This window comes from Flavobacterium rhamnosi, assembly GCF_048286515.1.
Classification (GTDB): Bacteria; Bacteroidota; Bacteroidia; order Flavobacteriales; family Flavobacteriaceae; genus Flavobacterium.
In genome coordinates this window covers 1-20531 of sequence record NZ_JBLVPS010000034.1, presented here as the reverse complement: position 1 = coordinate 20531, position 20531 = coordinate 1, and the positions used below count along the sequence as shown (strand labels likewise).

The 20531-nt window shown below is 36.4% G+C and carries 16 protein-coding genes; 4 read left to right on the top strand and 12 right to left on the bottom strand.

Annotated elements, in window-relative coordinates:
- Window positions 1-13: 13 nt before the first annotated feature.
- Both ACNQGN_RS17965 and ACNQGN_RS17960 read left to right on the top strand, forming a co-directional pair.
- Window positions 14-1534, top strand: a complete 1521-nt coding sequence (locus tag ACNQGN_RS17965; RefSeq protein ID WP_417989204.1) for a helicase HerA-like domain-containing protein — start codon at window positions 14-16, stop codon at window positions 1532-1534.
- Window positions 1535-1593: 59 nt separating this feature from the next.
- On the top strand, window positions 1594-1956 hold the full coding sequence (locus tag ACNQGN_RS17960) for a cupin domain-containing protein (RefSeq protein WP_417989203.1): 363 nt from the start codon (window positions 1594-1596) through the stop codon (window positions 1954-1956).
- Window positions 1957-2078: 122 nt separating this feature from the next.
- Here the strand turns inward: ACNQGN_RS17960 and ACNQGN_RS17955 are convergent, their stop codons facing one another.
- Both ACNQGN_RS17955 and ACNQGN_RS17950 read right to left on the bottom strand, forming a co-directional pair.
- On the bottom strand, window positions 2079-3416 hold the full coding sequence (locus tag ACNQGN_RS17955) for an FAD-dependent oxidoreductase (RefSeq protein WP_417989202.1): 1338 nt from the start codon (window positions 3414-3416) through the stop codon (window positions 2079-2081).
- A gap of 62 nt (window positions 3417-3478) precedes the next feature.
- Window positions 3479-5869 (bottom strand): penicillin acylase family protein, encoded by a 2391-nt coding sequence (locus tag ACNQGN_RS17950; protein WP_417989201.1) that lies wholly within the window; start codon window positions 5867-5869, stop codon window positions 3479-3481.
- A gap of 178 nt (window positions 5870-6047) precedes the next feature.
- On the opposite strand from ACNQGN_RS17950, the gene ACNQGN_RS17945 reads away from it, so the two are divergent.
- Window positions 6048-6692, top strand: coding sequence for a flavin reductase family protein (locus tag ACNQGN_RS17945; protein WP_417989200.1), 645 nt, complete (start codon window positions 6048-6050; stop codon window positions 6690-6692).
- Window positions 6693-6957: 265 nt separating this feature from the next.
- Here the strand turns inward: ACNQGN_RS17945 and ACNQGN_RS17940 are convergent, their stop codons facing one another.
- Together ACNQGN_RS17940 and kynU are read right to left on the bottom strand one after the other, a co-directional pair.
- On the bottom strand, window positions 6958-7404 hold the full coding sequence (locus tag ACNQGN_RS17940; protein ID WP_417989199.1) for a glycine zipper family protein: 447 nt from the start codon (window positions 7402-7404) through the stop codon (window positions 6958-6960).
- An 81-nt stretch (window positions 7405-7485) separates the two neighbouring features.
- Window positions 7486-8781 (bottom strand): kynureninase, encoded by a 1296-nt coding sequence (gene kynU / locus ACNQGN_RS17935; RefSeq protein ID WP_417989198.1) that lies wholly within the window; start codon window positions 8779-8781, stop codon window positions 7486-7488.
- 191 nt (window positions 8782-8972) lie between these two features.
- On the opposite strand from kynU, the gene ACNQGN_RS17930 reads away from it, so the two are divergent.
- The gene (locus ACNQGN_RS17930; protein ID WP_417989197.1) at window positions 8973-9707 is read left to right on the top strand and encodes an SIMPL domain-containing protein; all 735 of its coding nucleotides are present in this window, start codon (window positions 8973-8975) and stop codon (window positions 9705-9707) included.
- A gap of 198 nt (window positions 9708-9905) precedes the next feature.
- Here ACNQGN_RS17930 and queA read toward each other — a convergent pair whose 3' ends face one another.
- The 8 genes from queA to rsgA form a co-directional block, all read right to left on the bottom strand.
- A complete protein-coding gene (gene queA / locus ACNQGN_RS17925) occupies window positions 9906-10955 on the bottom strand; it encodes a tRNA preQ1(34) S-adenosylmethionine ribosyltransferase-isomerase QueA (RefSeq protein ID WP_417989196.1) in 1050 nt (349 codons plus the stop codon).
- Between the two features lie 161 nt (window positions 10956-11116).
- On the bottom strand, window positions 11117-12340 hold the full coding sequence (gene aroA / locus ACNQGN_RS17920; protein WP_417989195.1) for a 3-phosphoshikimate 1-carboxyvinyltransferase: 1224 nt from the start codon (window positions 12338-12340) through the stop codon (window positions 11117-11119).
- 80 nt (window positions 12341-12420) lie between these two features.
- Window positions 12421-12747, bottom strand: coding sequence for a nucleotide pyrophosphohydrolase (locus ACNQGN_RS17915; protein WP_151108549.1), 327 nt, complete (start codon window positions 12745-12747; stop codon window positions 12421-12423).
- 2 nt (window positions 12748-12749) lie between these two features.
- Window positions 12750-14738: a DUF3857 domain-containing protein gene (locus ACNQGN_RS17910; protein ID WP_417989194.1), complete on the bottom strand. Its 1989-nt coding sequence runs from the start codon at window positions 14736-14738 to the stop codon at window positions 12750-12752.
- A gap of 6 nt (window positions 14739-14744) precedes the next feature.
- Window positions 14745-16760 (bottom strand): transglutaminase family protein, encoded by a 2016-nt coding sequence (locus tag ACNQGN_RS17905; protein WP_417989193.1) that lies wholly within the window; start codon window positions 16758-16760, stop codon window positions 14745-14747.
- A gap of 4 nt (window positions 16761-16764) precedes the next feature.
- Entirely contained in the window at window positions 16765-18675 is a 1911-nt protein-coding gene (locus tag ACNQGN_RS17900; RefSeq protein ID WP_417989192.1) for a DUF3857 domain-containing protein, read from the bottom strand.
- A 47-nt stretch (window positions 18676-18722) separates the two neighbouring features.
- Window positions 18723-19175, bottom strand: a complete 453-nt coding sequence (gene dtd / locus ACNQGN_RS17895) for a D-aminoacyl-tRNA deacylase (RefSeq protein WP_417989191.1) — start codon at window positions 19173-19175, stop codon at window positions 18723-18725.
- Between the two features lie 48 nt (window positions 19176-19223).
- Window positions 19224-20201, bottom strand: coding sequence for a ribosome small subunit-dependent GTPase A (rsgA, locus tag ACNQGN_RS17890; protein WP_417989190.1), 978 nt, complete (start codon window positions 20199-20201; stop codon window positions 19224-19226).
- Window positions 20202-20531 lie beyond the last annotated feature (330 nt).

The following is a 20531-nucleotide window of genomic DNA, read 5'->3' as shown; positions in this document are numbered from 1 at the left end:
ATTTGAACTTATTATGAGTAGAAAAGAAGATTTTATACAGCATATTACGAACGGCTATATTTCGAAAGGAGAAAGCGTTATTTTAGGGGGAGCAATGCTTGACGGCGAGGCTTTACCCGATGCTCATGTAAAGATACCATTAAGAACCTTGAATCGACACGGACTGATTGCAGGAGCAACCGGGACTGGAAAAACGAAGACCATCCAGGTCCTTTCGGAGCAACTGTCCTCTTTTGGAATACCGGTACTGATGATGGATATAAAAGGAGATTTTAGCGGTATCGCGAAAGAGGGGGAAGAAAAACCATTTATCACCGAGCGTCACGCCAAAATAAACATTCCCTACAGCATATCGAGTTTTCCCGTTGAGTTATTGACTTTGTCGGAACAGAACGGTGTTCGCCTTCGAGCAACAATATCAGAGTTCGGCCCTGTACTATTCTCCAGAATATTAGGTCTTAATGACACGCAATCCGGTGTAGTATCAATTATTTTCAAATACTGCGATGATAATAAAATGCCTTTACTGGATCTTAAGGACATCAAAAAAGTAATCAATTACATTACAGAAGAGGGAAAAGACGAAATCGAGGAACACTACGGTCAGATTTCTACTTCTACAACGGGTACCATCCTGAGAAAAATAATTGAATTGGAACAACAGGGCGCGGATCTTTTTTTTGGAGAAATGTCTTTTGATGTAGAAGATTTAATGCGCATTGACGAAAACGGCAAAGGATATATCAATATCTTGAGATTGACTGACATTCAAGATAAGCCAAAATTATTTTCGACATTCATGTTGAGTTTATTAGCCGAAATCTACCAACAAATGCCTGAAAAAGGAGATTCGGACCAACCGGAATTAATTATTTTTATAGACGAAGCCCATTTGATTTTTAATGAAGCCAGCAAAACCTTACTGGAACAAATTGAAACAATTGTAAAACTAATTCGTTCCAAGGGAATTGGAATCTACTTTATAACCCAAAATCCAATGGATATTCCCAGCGGCGTTTTGGCACAATTGGGCTTAAAAATTCAGCATGCCTTACGAGCTTTTACTGCCAATGACCGAAAAGCAATCAAGCAAACAGCCGATAACTATCCAACATCAGACTATTACAAAACGGATGAAGTTTTGACAAGCCTTGGAATAGGAGAAGCATTAGTTACCGCATTAAACGAAAAAGGAATACCGACACCCCTTGCAGCAACGATGATGCGTGCACCAATGAGCAGAATGGATATTTTAACTGAAAGTGAAATTCAGGAAATCAATGCCAAATCAAAACTGGTAAAAAAATACAGTGAACTTATTGACCGTGACAGTGCTTACGAAATGCTAAATAAAAAAATCACGGCTATTGAACAAGAAACTGTAATCAAGGAGCAAGAAAAAGCAACTGAAAAAGAGGTAAACAAGGGGCCAAGCACAGCAAGTGTTGTCGGGAAATCTGTTTTAAAAGTGCTGACAAGCGCAACTTTTATAAGAGGCGCTTTCGGCGTTTTAACAAAAATGTTTAAAAAATAGAGCTTACTATACCCTTCCGTGATTAACGCCGGAAGGGTATTTTAAAAAACGACAGCACGATGAAAAAATATTTTATTCAAAAAACGCCATTCGTAGTTCCAACAACAGACGGTAAATTAATTGAAGAGCATCATGGAATAGCTACTACAAACAATCCGGAAATTTCGATTGCACACATGATTGCGCCTCCCAAATGGAGCGAACCCTTTCAAACACCAGAATTTGAAGAATATACCTATATTATAAAAGGTAAAAAGCAATTTATTATCGCCGATGAAATCGTGATTCTTGAAGCCGGCCAATCCATAAAAATTGAAAAAAACACCCGAGTGCAATATTCCAATCCTTTTGACGAACCCTGTGAATATATTGCTATTTGCAAGCCTGCATTCGATTTTACAAAAGTACACCGTGAAAAATAGACAAACCGATTTATTCCGGCTGGTTTCTGTTTTCAACGAGCTCGATTAACGCTGTTTGAAACAAAATTTAACTTCCTTTTAAATGGAATGAGAATCAAGCCCGTGACTGAAAAAGAAAAGAACTATTGTAACAACTCTAGAATCTTGTTCTCAACTGCTTCGCTATCCCAAATATTCTCGATGTCTTCCATTTTTAAAACCTCCTCCATAATAGCATTTTGATAATCCCCAATCGCTAAAGCTTCAGCGTAAGGACGATCACTAAATGTCACTCTGCTATACAGCGGAATCCATTTATCAGGATGTTTATCCGAAAATGATTTTTCAATTTTCTTTTGCAACAGGAATTTTTCGTCAGCAGTTTTAGAACTCATCTCCATAAAATTACGATACGAAAGTTCCGCAATGGCATCAGCATTGGGTTTACGGGATTTTTGATATTCCGAGAAAATAGCTTTCCAGTCATCACCGTACTTTTCAATCATTTCATACAGAATCGAAATATCTTCAAAACCAGCATTCATTCCCTGTCCGTAAAAAGGAACAATTGCATGACAGGCATCACCAATTAAAGCGATTTTATCTTCGTAGGTCCACGGATAACATTTCATGGTAACGAGTGTACTTGTCGGATTTTTAAAGAAATCTTCAGTCAATTTCGGAATTACCTCGATGGTATCCGGTAAATTTCGTTCAAAGAAAGCTTCCACCTCTTTATGATCTTTCAAGGAAGCAAAAGAATTTTCTCCTTCAAAGGGCATAAATAAAGTACAGGTAAAGCTACCATCTAAATTGGGTAATGCAATCAGCATGTATTCACCACGAGGCCAAATATGGAATGAATTCTTGTCTAATTTATGCGTTCCGTCGGTGTTTGCAGGAATATTTAGTTCTTTATATCCGATAGGTAAAAATTCTTGTGAGTAATCAAACATGCTCTGGCGCTGCATGCGGTGGCGAATTCTTGAAAAAGCACCATCGGCACCAAAAACCATATCGTATTTTTTATCTTCCCAGGCACCTCTTTCTGTTTCACCAATATGCAAAGTCGCATCATCCAGGGTTACATCCCAAATTTTATGTTCAAAAAAGAATTCTGCTCCTGCAGCTTCCGCCAAATCAATCATTTTTCTGTTAAGAGTTCCTCTCGAAATAGAATAAATCGACTCCCCTTCCTGTCCATAATTTTGAAAATTAAGTTTATCCACAAGGTGAATGGCACGCTTGTCCATCGGAATAGCAATCTCGCGTACGGCATCTCCTACTCCAACACCATCCAGCGCTTTCCAACCCCGGTTAGACATTGCCAAATTGATAGAACGCCCGGAAAACTGAATTTGTCTAATATCTGGACTCCTGTCATAAACATGAACCGAATGACCTGCTTTTCGCAGATAAATAGCTAATAAAGACCCGACTAATCCAGAACCTACAACCGCTATTTTTTTGGTACTTTGCATTAATTTTCTATAAAAAGTTAGGCAAAATTACTGATTTATTATTTTAAGCACTTTAAAAACCATTACTTTTTACGGGGGATAAAGACCAATTTTGTTGAAGTTCTAACAATCTCCTGTTTGCTCAATTTCATTCTTCTAAATTTCCCTGCGTTATAAAGCTCGGCCTGATCGTCGTAATGAGCACTCAATGGATTACCGGATTGTCCTGTAGGCAGGATACTCCAACTGTTTTCTATGTCTGAAAAATCAACAATCCTTCTTGTGGACGGACCTCCTTTTACCTTATAATTCCCATCATCGGTAAAATCAAAAAACAAGTTATTAATAACTTCGGTAGCGCCTGAAACTCCAAAAGGGCCTACATTAAAAATTCCTCTAAGCCCTGCGACGGAGCCCAATGGATGCTTGTGTTCTAAAGTATGTACGCTGTTCCAAGTCCACTCCGCAACAGTACTGCCCAATTGTTTTTCCAATGAAGTCATGGCTTCCTTGAAAGAGTGTGATAGAATTTGGCTTCGGGTTTCTTTTTGATTTTTGGTTGCTACATTATCCCACCAAAGCGACCCCTTATTTGCCACTTGCTTTGCAATTATTTGCTTCATGATATGTGTCCCCAAAAATTGCTTGAAAGCAGCTTCTCCAAGTTCATCTTCAAAAGTGTTTTTCAAATACAAATAAACCCATTTGTTATAAATGGTAGGCGCTACATCTCCAAGATTATTGGATCCATTCCATGCTTTCAGAATAGCGACAGCTTCTTTTTCAGTACTGGAAAGCGTATCATAATCAACATTCGAAATCAAATTTGCAACTACTTCCACCGCAACTGATGATGTATTATCAAAAATCATTTCACTTACCGCTTTTTTGTCCCAATTGGATTTTGGATTTAACAATTGTGTGATTCTTTTGGCTCTGTCTTCAGGAAGATAATAACCCGGATATAAAAAACCGTCGATTGGTTCAGGCTGATTATTGGCGGAATAAACGTAATTCCAATTTGGATTCTCTGCCGAAGGATTTTTGGAGAAGTCCAAATATTTCTTGATATCGTCTTTTCCGCTGGCTCCATCCAGAATAAAATTACGGTTGACGCCTTCATTGTGTTTGTATAATTTTCCAGTCGCCCACCACGCTATATTTCCTTTGGCATCACCATACATTATATTCAATCCTGGCGCAGCTACCAAAGCTACTCCTTTGTGAAAATCGGCTTTGCTTTTAGCGTGTGAAAGCCTGTAAACAGCGTCGAGAATCAGAATCGGTTGCTGCGTATAAATCCAAGACATCGCAACGGGCTTGTCTTTCTTTAAACCATCAATTAAGTCATTCACAATAGGGCCGTGGCGGCTTACTTTTACATTTAAAACCACATCCGCAGTATCCTTTACTTTTATTGTCTTTCTACGAATTTCATAAGCGCTGAATCCGTTTGGTGTTTTATACGAATTTGCAGCTGTCGGATTATTCTCTTCCTGATACAAATCAATATCGTCATTTTCAAACATCGTCAAACCGTACGCATATTCTCTATTGTGACCCAACAAAGGATAAGGCGTTCCTGCAAGATAACAGCCATACATTTCGAAATCAGGGGCTACTATATGCGCTTCATACCAAGTTCCAGGTTGTGAAAACTCAATATGAGGATCATTTGCAAAAATAACTTTTCCGTTTTTGGTTTTCTTTGGAGCTATAACCCAGCTATTGCTTCCTACAAATGAAGGAATTGGTGATTGCTCTAAAAGTGAAGCAATAGACTTTGCAATACTGATATATTCTTGCGGTATGTCCTTGGCATTTTTAATTCGAGTGGTATTAAAGGAACCGTCAATCCCAAAATCCTTCAGATACTCCATTCCATATTTGTTTCGAATATCAGTCAGCAATGGATCTGTTTTTTGAGCCATCGCAAAACTAAAAGACATGTAGCCAAAAATATTATAAATGTCTTTTATTGTGAATTTCTCTTTCTTAACTCCAATTAAATGGAACTCCAGCGGCATGGTTCCTTCATCCAAATATTGATTAATTCCGTCCAAATACGCCATTGCCAATTGATAGCTTGGGCTGTTTTTATCCAAAGCAGCAATCGCTTTAGCAGAAGCTTCTTCGATTCCCAATCCTGCAAAAAAACGATCGTTTTTCAATGTCACAGAACCAAAAATCTCTGACAATCGTCCCGGAGCAATGCGCCGCATCAATTCCATTTGCCACAATCGGTCCTGTGCATGAACATAACCTAAAGCTACCATAGCATCCTCTGAACTAGTGGCATAAATATGAGGCACTCCAAATTCATCAAAGTAAACCGTTGTTTCTTTCTGAATCTTTTTCAACTTTACTTTGCCTTCATATTTCGGTTTTAAATAAAAACCATAAACAACTAAAGCTACTATCAGCATCACTGCTAACAAAAATAAAACGAGGAGGGCTTTTTTAAGTTTTTTCATCTTTGAATAAATTGGCAAACAAATATATAGGATTTGAAAATTATTTTAGACTATTTCTTTTCCTACATTTTCGTTTAAAACTACCGACTGCTATTCAATTGTCATAATTATTATTTTTTGTTCAATTTATTTTATTTTTTGTTAAACAAAAAGTATATTTGTTTCCTATGAAAAACACATGAAACACATTTCTACAGCCGACATCTCCAAAATGGAAAAAATCGAAAGATTGAATTTAATCAATTCTTGCACCGGATACAAATCTGCAAATTTACTGGCTACAAAATCCATGGATGGAAAACCGAATGTCGCCATTTTTAGCAGCGTGACACATTTAGGAAGCAATCCTGCATTAATTGGAATCATAATGAGGCCGACAACTGTTCCCAGAGACACTTACAAAAACATTAAAGAAACGGGCTACTTTACAGTAAATCACGTTACAGTTGCTATGATTGAAGATGCGCATCACACTTCGGCAAATTATGAACCGGGTGTTTCTGAATTTGACAAAACCAATCTGGAAGAAGAATATAAAAACAATATTGAAACTCCGTTTGTTAAAGGCAGTCCTGTACAATTGCATTGCAAATATGTAAATGAATACTATATCAGAGAAAACGATACAATTCATATTATTGCTGCTATTGAAAATATTTTTTTTGAAGAAGAATTAGAGCACAAAGACGGATGGCTCCAAATTGACAAAGGAAATGTTGTGACACTAAATGGGTTAGATGGGTATTGTTTACCCACATTAGTGGATCGTTTTCAATATGCACGAAAAGAGATTCCCAGCACTTCATTTTTCAATAAAAAATAAAAAACGCCGGTAAATCTATGAAGAGCAGCTAAAGCAATATCCCCTTCAACAAATAGACAAAACACTATTTATCTAATGGCGAGATGTGCGCAGAAATCTGTAGAAAAGGACAGTTTTATTTCCCCATATGAGGCATTTTTATACAACCGTAGTCAGGTCAAAGGCTATTGGTCTATCGGACTTAACACACTCAAACAACCCTAAACAAAAAGAGTGTTTAAATTCTATTCGAACTTAAACACTCCCATTATACAAAAGAATAAATTTATTCCTTTTTGCTTCCGTCTATAATAGCACCCGTACCGGCACCTACACCAGCACCTGCAATACCACCAATTATAGCTCCCTGAACTTTCTTCTTGCTTATAATTGCTCCTGTAGCTGCTCCAACTCCTGCACCAATTACAGCTCCTTTAGCGGTTCCGCTCCACCCCTTCTTTTTGGTAGTGGTAGTAGTAGTTGTAGTAGCTGCCGGTTGATTCACAACAACGACTTCTCTTTGAGTTTCTATTCTGGTTGCTTCAATACTAGCCATTTCAGTTTGCATAGAATCAATAACTCGTTGTTTCTCAAATTCAATATTGATTGAATCAGCACTAGCCTGTTTCATCGAATCCACTGTAGCCAGTTTTGCTTCCTGAATAGCCATTTTACCTTGATTTTGACAAGAAACAACAACTAAAGATAGTAGTATAAAATATAATGCTTTCATAATTTTAAATTTTTATAATTTGTAATCCAGCAAAGGAACAGCTAAACCTGTCAAATAACCTTATAGAATTTAAACTATTTTTTATATAATTTCGGTAGCGAACTTACCCAGTATCCCAGCTTTCAATAGTTGACCAAAGTGATACATATCCTCAAAAGAGGTGTACAATGGCACGGGAGCCAAGCGAATAACATTTGGTTCACGCCAATCTGTGATTACACCATTCTTCATCAGGTAATCAAATAAACTACGCCCTTCTCCATGAAGCAATACCGATAATTGCGAAGCTCTTTCTGACGGGTTTGTTGGCGTAATGATTTCAAAAGTACTATCGACTTCCTTGTCTATCTCATGCAGAATAAATTCCAAATACGAAGTAATCGCATCTCTTTTTTGGATCAAAGCATCCATCCCTATTTTATCAAACATTTCTACTGATGCCAAATAAGGCGCCAGGGAAAGCACCGGCAGATTACTGATTTGCCATCCATCGGCACCATGAATGGGATCAAACATCTGTTCCATCTTGAAACGACGTTCCTTATTGTGTCCCCACCAACCAGCGAATCTTGGCAACTCCGAATTATTGTGATGCTTTTCATGAATGAAACACCCTGAAGCATTTCCAGGCCCTGAATTCATATATTTATAACTGCACCAGGCCGCAAAATCGACGTTCCAATCGTGCAGTTCTAATTTTACATTTCCTGCCGCGTGGGCTAAATCCCATCCTACACTAGCCCCTGCTTTATGGCCAGCCTCAGTTATGCTTTTCATATCAAAAACTTGCCCTGTGTAATAATTGACACCTCCAATTAAAACTAAAGCCAACTCCTCACCTACTTCTTCAATTTTGTCCAAAACATCTTCCAAACGAATATTGTGCTCTCCTTCCCGACGCTTAATTTCTACAATCGCATCTTCCGGTTTATAACCATGAAAATGAACTTGACTTTGAAACATATACTGATCAGAAGGGAATGCTTTTTCCTCACAAATGATTTTATATCGGTTTTTTGTAGGTTTATAAAAGGAAACCATCAATAAATGAAGATTCACTGTTAAGGTATTCATAACGGTAACTTCACTTGGCAAAGCGCCAACGATTCTACTCAAAGGATTCGCAAATCGCTCCTGATAATCCCACCATGGTTTTTGTGCATAAAAATGACCTTCAACGGCAAGCTTTGCCCAATCATCCATAACTTCATCTACATAAGCTTTGGTGCGTTTAGGTTGTAATCCCAATGAATTTCCGGTGAAATAAATCACCTTTTTTCCATTAACCTCCGGAAAAATAAATTCATTTTGGTAGTGACGTAATTGATCTTGTGAATCAAGTTGTTTTGCAAATTCAAGGGTATTTTCGAAAGTCATTGTTTGTATTTTGCTGTAAAAGTAGTAAAAAAAGGCTGATAGATAAAAAGACTTTTAGCAGGCAGAAGCAACCATTATGGTTAAAAAAGAAGCATCGAAGCACTGAAAAACAATCAATCTAGAGCTACACTATAATTAATTAAAAACTAAGCCGTTATTAATTATATTTACTTAATATTAAAACCGTAGCTATGCTTAAAAACAATTTGAACGTTATTATCATTTCACTATCAGTTGTAATTTCTGCTTACTTATTTTCCAATGCTTTTCAGAATCGAAACAAAAGTAACGATACTATTAGCGTAACGGGTTTAGGGAAGAAAGATTTTGTTTCTGATTTAATAGTTTGGAGCGGTTCTTTTTCTAAAAAAAGCACAACCTTGAAAGAAGCCTACGCGTCACTGGACGCCGACAGAGAAAAAATTAAAAGCTACTTGTCAGGCAAAGGAATTCCTGCAAATGAGACGGTGTTTTCGGCGGTGAATTTCAATAAAGATTTTGAAACTATTTTTAATGAAAACGGAACTACAAAGCAACAAATTTTTACAGGATTCACATTAACCCAAAGTGTAAGCATTCAATCTAAAGAAGTAAATAAAATTGAGGAAATATCAAGACAGTCCAGCGAATTAATTAATTCGGGAGTGGAGTTTTATTCGAACCCTCCTGAATATTATTACACAAAATTAGCGGAGTTAAAAATAAAAATGATTGCAGAAGCTACAAAAGATGCCAGCATCAGAGCTAAAAGCATCGCCGAAAATGCGGATGCAAATCTTGGGAATTTAAAAAAATCGGACATGGGCGTTTTTCAAATTACGGGTCAAAACTCATCAGAAGATTTTTCTTATGGAGGGTCTTTTAATACGCAGTCCAAAAACAAAACGGCTAATATTACGGTGCGATTGGTGTATCAGGTGAATTAAGAATACAAATCACGCGTGTTTTGTGTGAGCGATAATCGCATCCCTTTTTCCCTACGACTTTAGCGCAGTGAAATGTATGCGGCGGATAGCCAATCCTCCTTTCAATACTTTCCAACTTAATCTGCGTTCCCCTAAAACAAAAAATCTCGCCAGTAGACTGACGAGATTTTTTTATTTACAATCTGAAATGAACTCAGATTAGATGATCATCATGGCATCACCGTAAGAATAGAATTTATATCCTTCTTTAATTGCTTCGGCATACGCTCTTTTCATTAAATCATGTCCGCAAAATGCTGAAACCATCATTAATAAAGTAGATTTTGGCGTGTGAAAATTAGTAATCATACACGTCGCGATACTGAAATCGTGAGGAGGAAATACAAATTTATTTGTCCAACCATCAAAAGGATTTAAAGTACTTTGTGATGAAACTGAACTTTCTACGGCACGCATAGAAGTTGTCCCTACTGCACAAATACGTTTCTTTTTCACTTTGGCACTATTAACGATATCACAAGCTTCCTGAGTAATTTTTAATTCCTCAGAATCCATTTTGTGTTTTGATAAATCTTCAACCTCAACCGGATTGAATGTTCCCAAACCAACGTGAAGCGTTACTTCGGCAAATTTAATTCCTTTGATTTCTAATTTTTTCAATAAATGCTTCGAGAAGTGCAATCCTGCAGTTGGTGCCGCAACAGCCCCTTCTTCTTTAGCATAAATGGTTTGGTAACGTTCCGCATCTTCCGGAGTCACGTCTCTGGAAATGTATTTTGGAATTGGAGTTTCTCCAAGTTCTGTCAGTTTATTTCTGAATTCTTCATAAGAACCGTCGTAAAGGAAACGCAATGTTCTTCCACGAGATGTAGTATTATCGATAACTTCAGCAACCAATGAGTCGTCATCTCCAAAATATAATTTGTTACCAATTCTGATTTTACGGGCCGGATCAACTAAAACATCCCAAAGCCTTTGCTCAGAGTTTAGTTCTCTAAGTAAAAAAACTTCGATTCTTGCTCCTGTTTTTTCCTTATTTCCATACAAACGTGCTGGAAAAACCTTAGTGTTATTCAGAATTAAAACATCTCCGTCATCAAAATAATCGATAACATCTTTGAACATTTTATGCTCTATGGTTTGCTTCTTACGATCAATAACCATTAGACGTGCTTCGTCTCTGTTTTCAGCTGGATATTCTGCAAGAAGTTCTTTTGGTAAATCGAATTGAAAATGTGATAATTTCATTTAAAAAATTTATGAGTTATGACTTATAAATTATGTCCGTCAACAGCGCTCAGGACAGCAAAATTCTAAATCGTTTGCAAATATACGATTGTGAGATAGGCGTTGTCAAGTGTTTTGCTGTTTATTTTCAAAAGTAGCTGATTCACTAGTGTTTACAACTCTTACTTTTCTGAAATTTCGAAGCCTAAACTTTTTAAATCATTCCAAAAGTCAGGGTATGATTTTGAAACCACTTCTGCATTTTCGATGATTATTGGCACTTTTAATGCCAAAGGCGCAAATGCCATTGCCATTCTGTGATCATTATACGTAGCGATTGGTACATTGTGATTGATAGCCGCGGAAGCCACGAGTGTCAAGCTGTCATTAGTAACGGTTATATTCGCTCCCAGTTTTGTCATCTCAATTCGCAGGGCTTCCAACCGGTCCGTTTCTTTAATTTTCAATGTATGAAGACCTGTAAGATGACAACCAATTCCTAATCCAAGACAAGTGACTACAATTGTCTGTGCAATATCAGGGGTGTTGTTAAGCTCAAAATTTACAGTTTGAGGAACAAAGTCAGCTTGCTTTGTAAGGGTCATTTTGTTTTCTTCAAAATGCGTTTCAACACCCATTTGTTTGTAGATTTCAACTAAAGCGGAATCCCCCTGCAGACTGGTTTCTTTATAACTGGTCAGTGAAATGGTAGCACTTTCAGCCAAAGCCGCCAAACTAAAAAAGTAAGAAGCAGAACTCCAATCGGATTCTACTGTCATTACTCTGGATTCAACTTCGTGTTTTGGGTAAACGGTAATTACATTTCCTTCAAAACTAGTTTTGATACCTAAGTCATTCAATAAAGCTAAAGTCATTTTGATATAGGGAACCGACGTTATTTCACCTACTAAGGTGATTTCGATCCCGTTTTCCAGTTTTGGTGCCACTAGTGATAATGCCGAAATATATTGACTGCTCACATTAGCAGGGATATTTACTTTGTTAGCTGTGATTTTTTGCCCTTTGATTCGAATAGGCGGATAACCTGCTTCTTTCTCGTATGTGATTTTCGCGCCAAGTTGCTCCAATGCTTCCACCAAAACTTTTATTGGACGTTCCTGCATTCTGGGAGAACCTGTCAATACTACTTCACGGCCTTCATTTACAGCAAAATAAGCTGTTAGAAAACGCATGGCTGTTCCCGCATGATGAATGTCCACTATTTCTTCGTTTCCTTTCAATGCTTTTTGCATTACTTCACTATCATCAGAGTTCGAAGTATTGTCCAAAGTAATACTTGGAAACAACGCTTGCAACAATAATAATCGGTTGGTTTCGCTTTTTGAGCCGGTAACTGCAATTTGAGCCTGTAAATTGGAATGGGAAGTTTGTAACAGTAAATTCATTTTGGGTTGATTGTTTGGTACGTTTTGGCAAATTTATTTTAAAAAAAGCATACACCAAAGCTTTACCTATACTTATAACATTATTTTAATTTATCGTTGTTTTTGTGACGATCTTTGTCTCGAATAGATTTCAAATCCATTTTCTTATCGAAAGCAGCTTGTAAATCAATTCCCGTTTGGTTTGCCAAACATAAAACCACAAAAACCACATCGGCTAATTCTTCACCTAGGTCTTTATTTTTATCGCTTTCTTTTTCGGATTGTTCTCCGTAACGTCGGGCAATAATTCGGGCAACTTCTCCAACCTCTTCAGTTAGTTGCGCCATATTGGTCAATTCATTAAAGTAACGGACACCGTGTTCTTTTATCCAGGTATCTACCTCTAGCTGTGCATTTTTTAAGTTCATTGTTATAGTTTTTTAAGTACTATTTTTTCATTTTGTTTGCCAATGATTATTTGAAAAAACTCCCTTAAATCATCGTAATCGTCGGCAGGCAAAATCGTCGCATTTATTTCTTGTGTAGCTACAATTTGAATTTTATTCCCTTCTATCTGGGAATTAATTGCAAATAATACCACTTTATCCGCTGTTGCAATCCGCACCGCTGTTGGAATAGATTCCACTGCGTACCCTTCCGGAATTTCTAAATTTATATTGTACTTTTCCTGCTTTGGATAACCAAAATAAACAGGCATTTGTCTTTTTTCCTGAACAAAAGGATTTTTATTTAAAGTAAAAAACAACAGGGGGTTGATAAACATTTTATCGCCTATTCTTTCACAATAGTTAGCGGATGTAAAAGTAAAAGTTTCAATGACAGGTTTTAACAAATCAGCCTCTTTATTTTCTATTACATAGTCTTTAATTTGTATTCCATTCAAATCATTTTCTAATTTTTCCAGATAAACTTCCGTATTAATTACGGTATTTTTTTCTCTAAAACGATAGGCTTCGTACGTTGTTCTTAGAACTCTCAATTTACCTGTAATTTGTCCTGAACCGTCAAGTTTTGTCATCAAAGCATAATTCAAGCTAGCAGGCGAAGTGGGAACCAAATCAATTTCCTGAGAACTTCCATCCTGCTTAATAAGCCGGCCCGTACGGTTCAATGCATTCAAAGGAAGAATATTCTGCGTGGTATACTTATGTGTTGCATCTAACAGAATTTGTTTTCCATCAATTTCTGCTGCTGCAATTACATAATTAAAAACCGTTCTGCTAGGAAAAACAGAAACCCCGTGATCTACTGTACTTATCAAAACCGGAGAGGTATTTATTCCTGCCAATTTTAACATTGCAATTAAAATAAAATTTATTTCAGCGACGTTTCCGGTTCGCTCTGAATAGGCCTTTTTCACTCCTTTGTCAGTATAGTACCCATATTCATTATTCCAATTCATTTTATTCTTCACAAATTTAAAAATGATCTCCAGTTTATCTTCTGCGGAAACAGCATCTTTAAGTATTATTTTAAGATCCTGAATAAGATACAGTTTTTCACTAAGCTCTTTCCCAAAGTTTTCGTTTTCGTATATAGTTCTTGCAACTCCCTCCCAAGTTTTCGAATAGTCTTTGATCGGACTTTCCGGAAAACGGGTCCTTTCCAACTCAGTATGAATAGAAGAGGTATAGTTTTTTAAATTATCAATATAATCTTCCTCTTTACTTGCTGGCACATTTTCAGCGGTATAGATACTATTGATTTGCTTGTAATCAAAACGAGCATTTTGATTGTGTTTATCTGTAAAATTCTGAGATCCACTAACCATTTTTTCCGCTATATTAATTTTTACATAGCCCATTTGAATTGGTTTATAAATAAGATATACCGGTATTTCAGTTCTGTATTCACAATGATTTACCGGGATATTATATTGAAAATTAAAAACAGGCAGCTTTACGATATTTTCCGATTTCAGAATATATCTGAACTCGATCACTGAACCCACTTTTACATTAGGCATTGTTATTATTGCCTGATTCCAATATTCATTTACATTTTCCTTAAAGCTTCCTTCGTTGTCTAATTTTGTTTTAACAATTGTACCATTTTCCAGATTATAGGTTACCGCATTGGAAAACTTTACAGACTCTATGTACCTATCTTCATTCCCTGTGTTATAATCAACTTTGAAGTTAGCCCGACTCAGCCCTTCTTTTTTATAAATTTTAATTCTATAGGTATACTCCTGATTTACTGTAAAGCCATTTTTTATATTATAAACAAAAAAAGTTTTGCCTTTTTTACATAAAATAGCACCAGCGGCAGAAGAATCTATAGGATGAACTTTTTCTTCTAATTCAGCAACAGAGACTTTCCCTAACTCAAAATTTTGTGCTGTCGCCTTAAAAAAAAACAATACTACTAAAATAAAAAGCAATTTCTTATGAAACATCTGTCATTAGATTTTAGTTAAAATGATTTTTTCATTTTGCTTTTCGATCATTTTTTGATAAAATTCTTTTAACATCGAATAATATTCCGACGAAATAATTGGCGTATTCATTTGATGCATTATTGACATCTGAACAGTATTCCCCGATGAACTGGTAATAAATTTAAAACTCCCTAAATTGTCCTCCATCGAAAGAAGAGCCGGAGCCGGAAGTGTTTCCACTTTGTATCCCTCAGGAATTTGAATATTTATAGCATATTTATCCATAAATGGATATCCATAATCTATCGGATATTCTCTGTTTTCTTGCTTGAAAGGATTTTCGTTATCGGTGTAAAACAACATTGGGTTCACATAAATTTTACCTCCAATTATTTCGCTAAAATCGGAACCAGCATACGAAAAAGTTTCTGTAATTGGCAATTTTAGCTCTTTTTCATTAGTTCTCGAATATTCTTTTATTTCTATCTTATGGCTATCATTCTCTAGTTTTTCAAGATAACTATCTTCTTTTACATCGTCAATATTTTCTCTGAACAGCATCGCCTTGTAATCCGTTCTTTGCCTTCTTAATTTACCCGAAACCAGGCCAGTGGCATCAATGGCGTAATTCATCGTAACGACATCATTGGACGTCACTTTTGGCATTAAATCAACTTCTACGGATGTTCCATCTTTTCGTATCAATCTTCCTATCCAGTTTAAAGCTCTAAACGGCAAGATATTTGGAGTGGAAAATTTATCTGATGCATCCAGCAAAACAAACCCATTTGGCGTTTCAACCGCAGCAATAACATAGTTAAAAGCTGTTCGATTCGGAAACAATGCAATTCCATTAGAACGCGTGCTTACCAAAACAGGATTAGCAGTTAATCCGGCATGGCGTAACATCGCAGTCATCATCAGGTTGATCTCAGCCACGTTTCCTGTTTTGTCTTTATAGGCTTTTCTCACGCCATCCTTACAGGAATACCCATAATAATTATTCCATTTTATGTTCGTTTTTACAAAATTAAAAATCGCTGAAATTTTTTCTTCAGTTGATCCAAGTCCCGTAGTTACCGCTTTTAAATCATCTTCAAAATAACCCGTTTTCTCAATTTCCAAACCAAAATTATCGTAATCATAAATACTTTTAGCTACAGACTTCCAACTGGATGAGTATGTTTTATAAGGCTGATTAGGATACTTTGTAATTGAAAGCTCGTGTGTAATACTTGCTGTATAATTTTCAATATTATTAACGAAGGCTTCCGCTTTCATTGCCGGCAGATTTTCGGCAAGATAAACCGTCTTGGTTTCTAAAAATTCTAATTTCTCCTGAGTAGTAGTCAAATTAGCCTGCCCATTGGGATCAAAATTCGCTCGATACGCATAATTTAATATTTTATTACGCTTTTCAACGGACACTTTTGGAGAAATGTAGCCTTTAAAATTTGCATTATAGACAAAATATTCTGGCACATGGGTAGTAAATTCTGAAAAATTAACGGGTATGCTCGATTGAAAAGCCCATGGTGTAAGCTCGTCATAACGAGCTGATTTTACCAGATATTTGTATTCAATAACGGAACCCACCTTTACATTAGGCATTGTTATTTTCTTTCGCCCCCAATATTCATTTACTTTCTCATCAAATGACCCATCACTTCTAAGTTTCGTTTTCTCAATTTTCCCATTGACCAAATTATAGGTCACTGCTTCGGAAAAAAATACGGATTCATTTGTTACATCACCTGTATAATATTGCACTGCTTTAGTTGCCCAGTCGTATCCTTCTTTTTTGTAAATCTTAATCCGAGCTGTTACTTCTGTAATCATTACAAAACCGTTGTTTTGATTGTAACTAAAATCAACCTTGCCTTTTTCGAATAAGACTGCAGCTACAGCAGCAGTATCTGTGGGATGCCTTTTTTCTTCAAGTTCAGCAATAGAGACTTTTCCCATCTCAAATTTTTGGGCATTTATTTTTGAAAATGAAATGAAAACTAATAAAAAGAGCAGTGATTTTTTAAGTGGCATGGGTTTATTGGTTTTGGGTTAAGATAATTTTGGCGTTGTCGTTTCTGGAAATCTGTTCCATAAAAAGACGATATTCATCGTACTCTTTACTAGAATACAATCCTTTTTTTAAGAACATGCTGCGTTTATAAATCAGACTATTGCTGTCTTTTTTTAAAATTTCCGTTTTGTATTCCCCAAACTTCGTTTTCAATTCAAAATTACTTGGAAGAAACTCAATAGAAAACCCCGATGGCAGTGCAATCTCGATCTCATCTCCGTCTGCGTATCCCCTTTGAATTTCAAATGGATTTTTTCGATTACGGATCCGTTTTACATTGCCGGAAATTTGATTATAACCATTGACTACAAACATCATTTTATTTCCGGAAACACTTCCATAACTGACGGCACTAATTTCAGCATTTTCAGTAAAAACAACATGCTCTTTGTCATTTGAGAATGTGGTTTTATTGACTTTCAAATTATTGATATTATCCCAATATTCTTTATAATGCGCCTCTTTATCTGTTGGCTGTAAATTTTCAATACGTGCTTTTTGTTCGTATTGTGACCCCTGGGAAGCTATTGCAATTTTTCCTGAAAAATCTCCATTAGCAGCTAAAGTGTACACTCCTTTACTGACTTGAGTGTTTCCGTTATCTACATAAATTTTGGTTCTGACAATTTCACCTCCATCAGGCTTAAAAACCAACGCCTCTCTGTCATCAGTAAAAGTACCCTGATAGCCAAAAGGGTCTTCCTGACTGGTACATTCCAGCCAAGTATAACTAGTCCCATCCGGGATACACAAAATAGCATGATTTCCTTGCATGGATACAAAATCGGAGTCAATGTTTAGTTTTTTCCTATCTCCATACAAAACAGTGTAGTATGAAGGTACATCCACGACATGGAGCAAGGCTCTGGTATAATTCGTCAGTGCCTTACAATCGCCGTAGCCCAAACGATCAACATCACTGGCAAGCATCGGTTTCCAACCACCAATTCCGACCTGAATACTGATGTATCTCACTTTTTGCTGCACAAAATTGTAAATTAATTTTGCTTTCTTTATCGGGTCTTTTTCATCACCAACAAGGATTTTTACTTTGGCTTTGGTTTCCGCTGACAAATCGGATGTCTTTTCTAAAATTGCATCAGAAAACCATTTCCCAAATTCTTTCCACGTTTTTGCATTTCCATCGACACCTTCCAGATGAAATACTTCTAACCCCATCATTACTTTTGGAAAAATCGAGCTAAATACAGGACTATAATCTTCTTGTTTTTGAGCTAAAATAGTGGTTGCAGTATAGGAAAGCTGTGTTGGTTTATCTGTTGTTTTTTCAATTTTAAAATTGGAAAAATTAAGTTCCATTTTTTTAAAACCCAGATTATCCGGATAATTGACATTTAAGACACTTTTCTCAACACTTACAAAATAGCTGTCTAACGGATACCATTGTGGAATAAAAGCAGTTGTAGAAGTTTCAATTTCGCTATTGACAATGATTGTAAATGGATACTGAATTGGAGTATAACTCAGATAAAGATACCGGTTGTCCGAAAAAAGAGTCCCCCCATCGACAGCACTCTGGTCTTTAAAATCTTTTCTTTTTATTTTTTTTATTTCTTTTCCGTTCGCATCCAAAACAATGGCTTCTATGTTTTTGATTGTCGTTGTTTTGCTATAACCTTCAACAGCATTTATAGCACCAAGACCATTTTCATTCAGAACCGTAACCACTCTTTTAGTTACGACATTCATGCTTCTTTGCGAACTAATAGTAATATCCAGCTGATTCAGACGAACTACAGCATTCGCATTTTCTTTGAGAGAGTCAGCAATCGACAGGGTGTCATATTCGCTTTTCTGGGCAAAAAGTAATGTAGAAAAAAACAACAATAAATAGCCGGTAAATTTGAATTGCATAGTTTACATTTTTCTCAAATTTATAAGAAAAATTCGGCAAAAAAAATTTATTCTCGCTTTTTACTGTCCATTTGTATTGTTACTGGACCATCATTTAACAAAAGTACTTTCATATCCGCACCAAAAACTCCTGTCTGAACTTTCTTACTCAGCTCTGTTTCGAGCTGTTTCACAAAATTCTCATACAATGGAATGGCGACTTCTGGTTTTGAGGCTTTACTATACGAGGGGCGATTTCCTTTTTTGGTTGAAGCATGAAGTGTAAATTGACTGACAACGATGGCATCGCCACCAACATCTTTTACCGATAAATTCATGATATCATTTTCATCTCCAAAAATACGAAGGTTCGCAATTTTACCAACTAACCACCGACTGTCTTCTTGCGTATCGGTATCTTCTATTCCGACTAAAACCAGTAAGCCTTTTTGGATCTCGGCGACAATTTTTTGGTCAATCGTTACGCTGGCGGAGGAAACTCTTTGAATTACAACTTTCATTATGGTATCGGCTATAAAAAATAGGCGTGAAAAACAGCAAGAATACTACTACTCCCTTGTTTTATCACTAATTATTCTGTCTTCATTATGAATATCGGTGCGATAGTGCTCATCATCCCCTTCCAGAATTTTTAGATAGCTTCTGTAACGGGACCAGGCAATTTCGTCTTTTTCCAAAGCTGCCTTAATGGCACAATGTGGTTCGTCCTTGTGCAGGCAATTATTAAATTTACACTGCTCTTTCAATTTGAAAAATTCAGGGAAATAACCGCTTACCTCTTCTTTTTCCATGTCCACGATTCCAAAACCTTTTATACCGGGAGTATCAATGATTTTGGCATTAAAAGACAAATCATACATCTCTGCAAAAGTCGTCGTGTGCTGTCCTTGCTTGCTTGCTTCGGAAATTGTTTTTGTTTTTAGATGTAAAGAAGGCTCCATAGCATTTACCAAAGTTGATTTCCCTACTCCGGAATGTCCTGAAAACATACTTACCTTACCAATCATCATTTCTTTTAACTCCTCGATTCCTTTCAATTCAGTAGAAGAAACGCGCAAACATTTATATCCAATCTCCTGATATACATGCTGCATGTACAATTGTTCGTCAAGGGTAGCCTCGTCAAAAGTGTCTATTTTGTTAAAAACCAATATTGTCTCAATTCCATACGCTTCGGCGGTAACCAGAAAACGGTCAATAAAATTAAAAGTTGTTGGCGGATTATTGATCGTAACTAACAGGAAAACCCGATCGATATTCGAAGCAATAATATGCATCTGATGCGATAGATTTACTGATTTTCGAACTATATAGTTCTTCCTGTCGTGAATTTCATGAATGGTTCCCGTAACAGTATCTGATGTATCCTCGAGTTCATAATCCACAATATCGCCTACAGCAATAGGATTGGTACTTTTGATTCCTTTAATGCGGAATTTACCTTTCATACGGCATTCGATAAAATCACCTTGTTCGGATTTTACGGTGTACCAACTTCCTGTAGATTTGTATACTAGTCCTGTCATTTTTTAATTTACAATTTACGAATTTGGTTTTTTGATTTAAAACCCCAGACTTTGCAAAGGTAATTCTTTGTTTCAGCTTTAAAGTTTAAAGTGTAAAGTTTTTCACTTTAAAGGCCATTACTTCTGGTTACAAAAAGAAAATCCCCACAACTTTTTTAAGGGGTAGGGATTTTTATCAAAACCATGGCGGTTAACCGATTGTTAAAAACAAACAATTGACAACTCCTCCAGCTTAAGCGTTGAGGATTCTTGGAAAAAGCTTGCCTCAACAGGCTACTTTAGCTTCCATGAGAAATTGCCCTTTCTCCAAAATATTATTTGCGGCGTTTA

What these genes read in the sequence shown, in the direction of transcription:
- ACNQGN_RS17945 (WP_417989200.1), top strand. Translation starts at nt 6,048, where the DNA reads ATGAAACACATTTCTACAGCCGACATCTCCAAAATGGAAAAAATCGAA.
- ACNQGN_RS17915 (WP_151108549.1), bottom strand. Translation starts at nt 12,747, where the DNA reads ATGAACTTAAAAAATGCACAGCTAGAGGTAGATACCTGGATAAAAGAA.
- ACNQGN_RS17965 (WP_417989204.1), top strand. Translation starts at nt 14, where the DNA reads ATGAGTAGAAAAGAAGATTTTATACAGCATATTACGAACGGCTATATT.
- ACNQGN_RS17940 (WP_417989199.1), bottom strand. Translation starts at nt 7,404, where the DNA reads ATGAAAGCATTATATTTTATACTACTATCTTTAGTTGTTGTTTCTTGT.
- ACNQGN_RS17910 (WP_417989194.1), bottom strand. Translation starts at nt 14,738, where the DNA reads ATGTTTCATAAGAAATTGCTTTTTATTTTAGTAGTATTGTTTTTTTTT.
- rsgA (WP_417989190.1), bottom strand. Translation starts at nt 20,201, where the DNA reads ATGACAGGACTAGTATACAAATCTACAGGAAGTTGGTACACCGTAAAA.
- ACNQGN_RS17930 (WP_417989197.1), top strand. Translation starts at nt 8,973, where the DNA reads ATGCTTAAAAACAATTTGAACGTTATTATCATTTCACTATCAGTTGTA.
- queA (WP_417989196.1), bottom strand. Translation starts at nt 10,955, where the DNA reads ATGAAATTATCACATTTTCAATTCGATTTACCAAAAGAACTTCTTGCA.
- ACNQGN_RS17905 (WP_417989193.1), bottom strand. Translation starts at nt 16,760, where the DNA reads ATGCCACTTAAAAAATCACTGCTCTTTTTATTAGTTTTCATTTCATTT.
- kynU (WP_417989198.1), bottom strand. Translation starts at nt 8,781, where the DNA reads ATGACTTTCGAAAATACCCTTGAATTTGCAAAACAACTTGATTCACAA.
- ACNQGN_RS17960 (WP_417989203.1), top strand. Translation starts at nt 1,594, where the DNA reads ATGAAAAAATATTTTATTCAAAAAACGCCATTCGTAGTTCCAACAACA.
- ACNQGN_RS17950 (WP_417989201.1), bottom strand. Translation starts at nt 5,869, where the DNA reads ATGAAAAAACTTAAAAAAGCCCTCCTCGTTTTATTTTTGTTAGCAGTG.
- ACNQGN_RS17900 (WP_417989192.1), bottom strand. Translation starts at nt 18,675, where the DNA reads ATGCAATTCAAATTTACCGGCTATTTATTGTTGTTTTTTTCTACATTA.
- ACNQGN_RS17955 (WP_417989202.1), bottom strand. Translation starts at nt 3,416, where the DNA reads ATGCAAAGTACCAAAAAAATAGCGGTTGTAGGTTCTGGATTAGTCGGG.
- dtd (WP_417989191.1), bottom strand. Translation starts at nt 19,175, where the DNA reads ATGAAAGTTGTAATTCAAAGAGTTTCCTCCGCCAGCGTAACGATTGAC.
- aroA (WP_417989195.1), bottom strand. Translation starts at nt 12,340, where the DNA reads ATGAATTTACTGTTACAAACTTCCCATTCCAATTTACAGGCTCAAATT.